The sequence below is a fragment of the Micromonospora sicca genome (assembly GCF_003172935.1).
Taxonomy (GTDB): Bacteria; Actinomycetota; Actinomycetes; order Mycobacteriales; family Micromonosporaceae; genus Micromonospora; species Micromonospora sicca.
This window is the reverse complement of the sequence record NZ_QGKS01000212.1, coordinates 26,349-33,088: the sequence shown is the minus strand read 5'-3', so window position 1 is coordinate 33,088 and position 6,740 is coordinate 26,349. Positions and strand designations below refer to the sequence as shown.

Sequence of the window (6,740 nt, the reverse complement as noted above, 5' to 3'; positions counted from 1 at the left end):
ACTTCGCCGCCGTCCGCTCCTACCTATCCACCGCCGCCAAACACGGCCAGGACGCACTCGACGTGCTCAAACAGCTGTTCACCACCGGCCCGTGGATGCCCGCCGCTCTCTCAAGCTGAATACGTACCACGAGTGGGGCATTACCGGCCATCGCCTGATGCAAGTCATCGGCTTCGACGTACGCCTTCCCGTCGTAGGGAAAGACGTACACGTCGTTGAGGTCCTCGGCGGCGTAGTTCACGATGACCACCGGATAACTAAAACGTCCTCTGACCTCGGCATCCAGGAACTGTTCGGCGATCTGTCGGGCAGATTCCAGTGAGATCACCGTCTCATCATTCCTCAGTTGCTTGTGCCATCCACGTGCCAGTAACCAGTACCACGGACGGTCACCAGGGGGCACCAACGGTCACGCGCGCCCTGCTTTGACCTGGCCCACCAGCGCCATGTCGGCCAGATCTTCGTCCTTCCAAACTGGCGGTTTCACATGACGTCGGCAGCGGCGCAGGCTCCGCCGGGACGAAGTGCCCAGCGGGCGTCTGGCTAGCCTTCGTGGAGATTCTCCGACGTGGCCTGTCGAGCGCGCTGAGCTTGTTGGTGCTGTTGATCGACCCCAATGCAGGCAACAACGGCAGACTCGTCGGCTGACAAGAACAGTTGGAAGTAGTACGGCGGATCGCTCAGTCTGACGCGTCCGACTCGTAACGGCTGTTCACGAAGGGCATACAGTACTTCGACGGCTTCAGCGAAGCCAAGAGTCGGAATGCCCCTCTCCCGGGTGTGTATCTGCCGACCCCGATAGATCTCCGCGAAGTGGCTCGCCGGCAGCGAACCATCGAATACGTCGAAGGACGCACCGCGCTCGACTGCCCCACGGCATGCCTCGAACGCCCCATCCCGATCGGTGAGCAGGGAGATCAATTGCGCGCGCTCCATCCCGAAACCGTACAGCCATCCGTACAGCTAAGCCGGCCGACTGACCCGGTCACAGGCCGACGCGAGACGACGGGACGAGCAGGTCAACGGCAGCCATCGACCACGGCCGACACCAGTCTTGATCTTTGCAAGGCAGCGGTGGGCGCGTAGGTCGCCGTGCCAACCCACGTGCCAGTAGTCGGTTCACCGGACGGGTCACCAGGGGGCACGAGCGGTCACACACTCTTTGCCTTGACCTGGCCCACCAGGTGCTTGCTGGCGATGATCTTCGTCCTTCCAAACTGAAGGTTCGGCGTCCAGACTGTGCGCTACGGCCGTAGCTAGTCGGCCGTGGGCTGCTCGACCTGATCAGGGCGCACTCGAAACTCATGGAGCCCGTCAACGGTCTCCACGCCGTCGACGGCAGTCGAGACGACCAGCACTTCTCGCCCATCGGCGTGCCGCTCGGTTCGGAGCACCTGGCAGCGGATATGCGCCGGCACCGGGAAGCGCGTGGCCGACGTAGGCTCGTCTCCAAGGAAGAAGATCGGGATCTTGTCTTCGAAGGTCCTGGGCACGTGCGTAGCGTCGACCAGGTGCACCGGAACCCGCCCCGGGAAATCGTCCTCGATCAACTCTACGGCTTCCACCTTCAGCAGGCACCAGCCTGACGGGCGCGCGATCATGCCTCGATTATTCGTAATCCGAGGGGCCAGCGAGCAGGGCCCTCCGACGTTGATCTGAACAGGTCGGCTGACCCCAGCTTGACCCCAGCGAAGCGCAACTCTGCGCTTGGCCGGGAACGCCGGCGCTGACCCGGCGAGGAGGCAGGCGGGGAAGGAGCCCGCCCAGCTCGCTCCTACGGATCAGAGGACCCGCCGGGCCATCCGCGGGCCACAACATGGTGTCACCGGGGGCCACACCAGGCCACTTGAGAGCGCGTCGAACAGGCGTACCGCCACGCTCCGAGCCGATCTTGTGAGATTCCCAAGCTGACAGTGCGCTTCGATTCCGGTCAGCGGAGCAGGCGTGGCGTTCGGTTTCCGCGACCGCCAGGCCGTCTCCAGGCCGTCACAGGTTCGCGACCGGCCACCGATGTCCCCCACGCTTCACCACTCCCGCCGCAGGTGAGAGGCACGACGACCATCGCCACCAGTGAGAGCCAAGCCCGCATGGCATCTCTGGCGCATCTGGCCGACCCGCTGACCGCGGAAGAGGCCCCCGCCACGCGGGAGCCCCTTCCGGTGGATCAGCCCGGTCGGCCGTAGCTGTTGATCTGGCCGTCGTCGACGCGTTTCATCGTGATCGGCTTGCCGGACTGGGAGGCGTGCACCACCCAGCCGCCGCCGACGTACATGCCGACGTGGTGCAGGTCGCTGTAGTAGAAGACCAGGTCACCGGCGCGTAGCTCGCTCCGGCTGACCCGGCGGGTGACGTCGTGCTGCTGCCGGGCGTTGTGCGGCAGCGAGACGCCGGCCTTGGCCCAGGCGGCCATGGTCAGGCCGGAGCAGTCGAAGTGGTCCGGGCCGGCGGCGCCCCAGACGTAGATCTTGCCGATCTGGGCGCAGGCGAACTTGACCGCGACCCCGGCGGGGCCGCCCGGGTAGCCGGACGGGCAGGGCGCGGGCCGCAGCGGGCCGCCGCCACCGCTGCCGTAGATCTTGAGGCGGAGCTTGTCCAGCTTGGCGATCTCGGCGTTGATCTGCTTCTTCTTCGTCGCGAGCTGGGCCTCGGTCCGGGTCAGCTGGGCGACCATCTCGTCGAGCGGCTTCTTCTTGGCGGCCAGCTCGTCGCGGAGTTCGACGACGTTGCGTACCTGCTGCTGCTGGCGGTGGGCGAAGCGGTCGAGCAGTTCGAGGCTCGTGACCACGTCGCTCGGCGACCGGCTGCCCAGTAGCGCGTTCACCGTCGACAGGTTGTCGCCCTTGTACGCGTCGGCGGCGAGGCCGCCGACCTGACCCATGGCGAGGTCGACCTGGAGCTGCAACGGGGCGATCTGCTTGGCCAGGGCCTCGGCCTGCTTCCGCTTGGCGGCGAGGTCCTGACGGGTGGCGTTGTGCTGCTCGATGATCGGTTCGAGCTTGTTCCAGTCCTGGTCGATCTGGCGCTCGATCTCGGCGACCGACGGGTCGGCGTGGGCCGCCGTGGCGCCGCCGGTCAGGATGACGGCGGTACCGGCCAGGGCGGCGAGGGCGGTGGTGAAGCGGGACCAGTGTGGACGCGGCGCAGCCGTCATCCGGTCGTTCGACCGGACCGACGGTCGCCGCGGGGCATGGTGTGCCACCGGGCTTCCTGACTCCTTCTTCGCTGGCCGCCTACCGGGTTAGCTGACGGGTTCGGACGGGAAGGGAGCCGCCCTACCGCAGTGCTGCGGATTCACCCCAGGTAACTGGGTCCCCGGCTCGCCCGGAGGCGACTCGGCGGTGTCGGACCGTCACCACCCGGGTTGGGCGATGCACATTCCGGTCGACGATTGACCAGAGTAGAGAGCGCCGTTATCAATCCGCAACCCGGGGCGCCGTGACACTCCGTACCCGAATTCGCATGGGCCGCGCTGGTGAAGGTTTCCTTCACTCAACATCACTGTGGGGAAAGGTATTGACCCAACGCCATGGGTGGGGTGAGGGTGAGCACGCAGTGACTTCCGCCCGACCTGGAGGTTCGATGCTCCGTCCACCCTTGCCGCCGAGCAGACGAGTTCTGCTCGCCACCGCCGTGGCTGCGGCGACCGCCCTTCTCAGCACCGGACCCGTCGCCGCCGAGCCCCTGGCCGCCGGGTCCGCCGACCGCCAGCAGCAGTACGCCGCCGCGGCGGCCGAGTACGGCGTGCCGGAGAGCGTCCTGCTCGGCGTGTCGTACCTGGAGTCCCGCTGGGACACCCACCCCGGCCAGCCGAGCACCAGCGGCGGCTACGGGCCGATGCACCTGACCGACGCCGAACAGGTCGCCTCGACCCCCGGCAGCTCACACGTCGACGAGAACGAGGACCCCCGGGGCGACGACGCCCGGCCGCTGGTGGTCGACACGTCGGCCGCCGCCGAGGCGACCGGCGACGACCTGCCGCAGGCGTCCCTGCAGACCCTCGACGCCGCCGCCGCGCTCACCGGCGTGGCCGAGGAGACGCTGCGCACCGACGCCACCGCCAACATCCGCGGCGGGGCGGCGCTGCTCGCGTCGTACCAGAAGGAACTGGCCGCGCCGGTCGGCGCCGACAGCGACCCGGCGGCCTGGTACGGCGCGGTGGCCCGGTACTCCGGCGCGGACACCGAGGACGCGGCGGCGGCCTTCGCCGACGAGGTGTACGACCAGATCAGCATCGGGGCCAGCCGGACCACCGACGACGGCCAGCGGGTGACCCTCACCGCGCGCCAGGTGACCCCCGACGAGTCCGGGCTGCACCGGCTCGGGCTGCGCCGCGCGGAGCGCCCGGACGGCCTGGAGTGCCCGGTCCGCCTCGCCTGCGAGTGGATCCCCGCGCCGTACGCGGAGTACGTCGTCCCGAAGACCGGCGAGGTGACCTACGGCAACCACGACCTCGGCAACCGGCCGGCGCAGCAGAAGATCGAGTACATCGTCATCCACGACACCGAGGGCTACTTCGGCCCGAGCGTGAACCTGGTCAAGGACAAGACCTACCTGGGCTGGCACTACACGCTGCGCTCGGTGGACGGCTACGTCGCCCAGCACATCAAGGCGAAGGACGTCGGCTGGCACGCCGGCAACTGGTACGTCAACGCCAAGTCCATCGGCATCGAGCACGAGGGCTTCGCCGGCCACGGCACCTGGTACACCGAGGCGATGTACCGGACCTCGGCCAAGCTGGTCCGGCACCTGGCGCTGCGGTTCCAGATCCCGCTGGACCGGCAGCACATCCTCGGCCACGACAACGTCCCCGGCACCACCGCCGGGACCGTGGCCGGCATGCACTGGGACCCGGGACCGTACTGGGACTGGTCGCACTACTTCGACCTGATGAAGGCGCCGTTCCAGGGCACCGGCACCCCGCACACCGGCCTGGTCACCATCGACCCGGACTACGCCAGCAACCAGCCGGCGTTCATCGGCTGCAACCAGCAGCCGCCGGGCGTGCCGAAGCCGACGCCGCCCGCCGCGCCGTGCCCGCTGCGCGGCTCCTCCTCGGTCGTGCTGCGCACCGGGCCGAGCGAGCTCGCCCCGCTGGTCAACGACCGTGGCCTGCGGCCGAACGGCACCCCGGACACCATGTACATCTCCGACCACGGCGCCCGAGCCTCGGCCGGCCAGACGTACGCCCTCGCGGACGTCCAGGGTGACTGGACCGCGATCTGGTACCTCGGCCAGAAGGCCTGGTTCTTCAACCCGTCCGCCGCGCCCACCGCGAAGTGGGCGCAGGGCTTCGTGGTGACGCCCAAGCCGGGCATGACCACGATCCCGGTGTACGGGCGGGCCTACCCCGAGCGGGCCGCCTACCCGGCCACCATCCCGTACCAGGGCATCTCGCCGCTGCAGTACACCTTCGCGGCGGGCCAGCGGTACGCGCTCGGCGGCGTCCTCCCGGGCGAGTACTACCGGGCGGTCTCGTTCGACGGCTCCGCCCCCGGCGACCGGACGGTGGTCCGGGGCGAGAACCAGTACGTGCAGATCCAGTTCGGCCACCGGGTGATGTTCGCGAACCTGGACGACGTGCTGATCCTGCCGGCCGCAGTGGGCGCGCCGCAGTAGCCACCGCATCCGACGACGAAGGCCCCCGGTCAGCTCGACCGGGGGCCTTCGTCGTCGGATCGGATCAGGTGACTCGGCGGTAGCCGGCCACCGGCATGTAGTTGACCTGGCTCACCTGGACCGGCTTGCCGGTCCGTGGCGCGTGCACCATCAGGCCGTTGCCGAGGTACAGGCCGACGTGGTGCAGGTCGCTGTAGAAGAACACCAGGTCACCGGGGCGGGCGTCGGAACGGGAGACCGCCCGGCCCTCGCTCCACTGGGCGCCGGTGAAGTGGGTCAGGGATATGCCCGCCGCCTTGTAGGCGTACTGGGTCAGACCGGAGCAGTCGAACGAGTTCGGGCCGGTGGCGCCCCAGACGTACGGGTCACCGACCTGCTGGCAGGCGACCCGGATGGCGGTCTGCGCGGCGCTGCTGACCACACCGTTGATGGTCGGGCAACCGGTGACCTTCACCGTGGTCTTGGGCAGCGCGGCGGTGAGGCGCTTGATCTCGGCGTCGATCTGCTTCTTCTTCGCCGCCAGCTCGTCGCGCTGCTTGACCTGGGTGGCGATCAGCGCGTCCAGCTTCGCCTTCTGCGCCTTGTACTTGTCGCGGATGGCGAGCACGCCGGCGATCTGCTTGCGCTCCTGCGTGGCGAGCCGGTCGAGGATGGTGAGCTGCTCGGCGAGCGTCCCCGGCTTGGCGTCGACCAGCAGGGCGCCGACCTCCTGGGAGGGGCCCTGCATGTAGTAGCGGGAGGCCAGTTCGCCGACCCGGTTCATGGCGAGCGTGGACTCCAGCTCCAGCGGCGCCATCTTCTTCTGCAGGTTCGCCGACTTCTTCTGGTTGACCTTCAGCTGGGCGCGGATCTTGTTGTAGCCCTCGATGGTGGGCTCCAGTTGCTCCCACTGCTTGTCGATCTGCGCCTCGATCTCGTCCACCGACGGCGCGGCGTGCGCCGGCGCGGCGACGAGTCCGGCACCGACGGCGACGGCCGCGACCAGGGTGAGCAGACGGTGTACGACCCGGCGGGCGCCGACCGGTCGGACGGGCGGCTGACTCCGGGCGTGACGATGAGGGGGCATGGTTGCCACCGGCACCGACTCCTTTTGCAACCGACCGCCGGGCGCCTCGTGAGGGGGA

General features: G+C 68.7%; 5 protein-coding genes, 1 pseudogene and 1 riboswitch. Of the genes and pseudogenes, 1 reads left to right on the top strand and 5 read right to left on the bottom strand.

Annotated features, from left to right (window positions below; all coding sequences use genetic code 11):
* Positions 1-133 precede the first annotated feature (133 nt).
* From DKT69_RS39765 to DKT69_RS14280, 4 genes and pseudogenes are all read right to left on the bottom strand, one after another.
* A pseudogene (locus tag DKT69_RS39765) lies at positions 134-328 on the bottom strand (hypothetical protein); the annotation flags it as partial.
* 215 nt (positions 329-543) lie between these two features.
* Positions 544-936 (bottom strand): hypothetical protein, encoded by a 393-nt coding sequence (locus tag DKT69_RS14290; RefSeq protein ID WP_109802050.1) that lies wholly within the window; start codon positions 934-936, stop codon positions 544-546.
* Between the two features lie 320 nt (positions 937-1,256).
* On the bottom strand, positions 1,257-1,601 hold the full coding sequence (locus DKT69_RS14285) for a hypothetical protein (RefSeq protein ID WP_109802049.1): 345 nt from the start codon (positions 1,599-1,601) through the stop codon (positions 1,257-1,259).
* Between the two features lie 563 nt (positions 1,602-2,164).
* Positions 2,165-3,151 (bottom strand): C40 family peptidase, encoded by a 987-nt coding sequence (locus tag DKT69_RS14280; RefSeq protein ID WP_236647915.1) that lies wholly within the window; start codon positions 3,149-3,151, stop codon positions 2,165-2,167.
* A gap of 61 nt (positions 3,152-3,212) precedes the next feature.
* A riboswitch (cyclic di-AMP (ydaO/yuaA leader) is annotated at positions 3,213-3,348 on the bottom strand.
* Positions 3,349-3,579: 231 nt separating this feature from the next.
* On the opposite strand from DKT69_RS14280, the gene DKT69_RS14275 reads away from it, so the two are divergent.
* Positions 3,580-5,616, top strand: coding sequence for an N-acetylmuramoyl-L-alanine amidase (locus DKT69_RS14275; protein ID WP_109802047.1), 2,037 nt, complete (start codon positions 3,580-3,582; stop codon positions 5,614-5,616).
* 64 nt (positions 5,617-5,680) lie between these two features.
* On the opposite strand, the gene DKT69_RS14270 is transcribed toward DKT69_RS14275, so the two are convergent.
* Positions 5,681-6,697: a C40 family peptidase gene (locus DKT69_RS14270; RefSeq protein WP_236647914.1), complete on the bottom strand. Its 1,017-nt coding sequence runs from the start codon at positions 6,695-6,697 to the stop codon at positions 5,681-5,683.
* Positions 6,698-6,740: the final 43 nt, after the last annotated feature.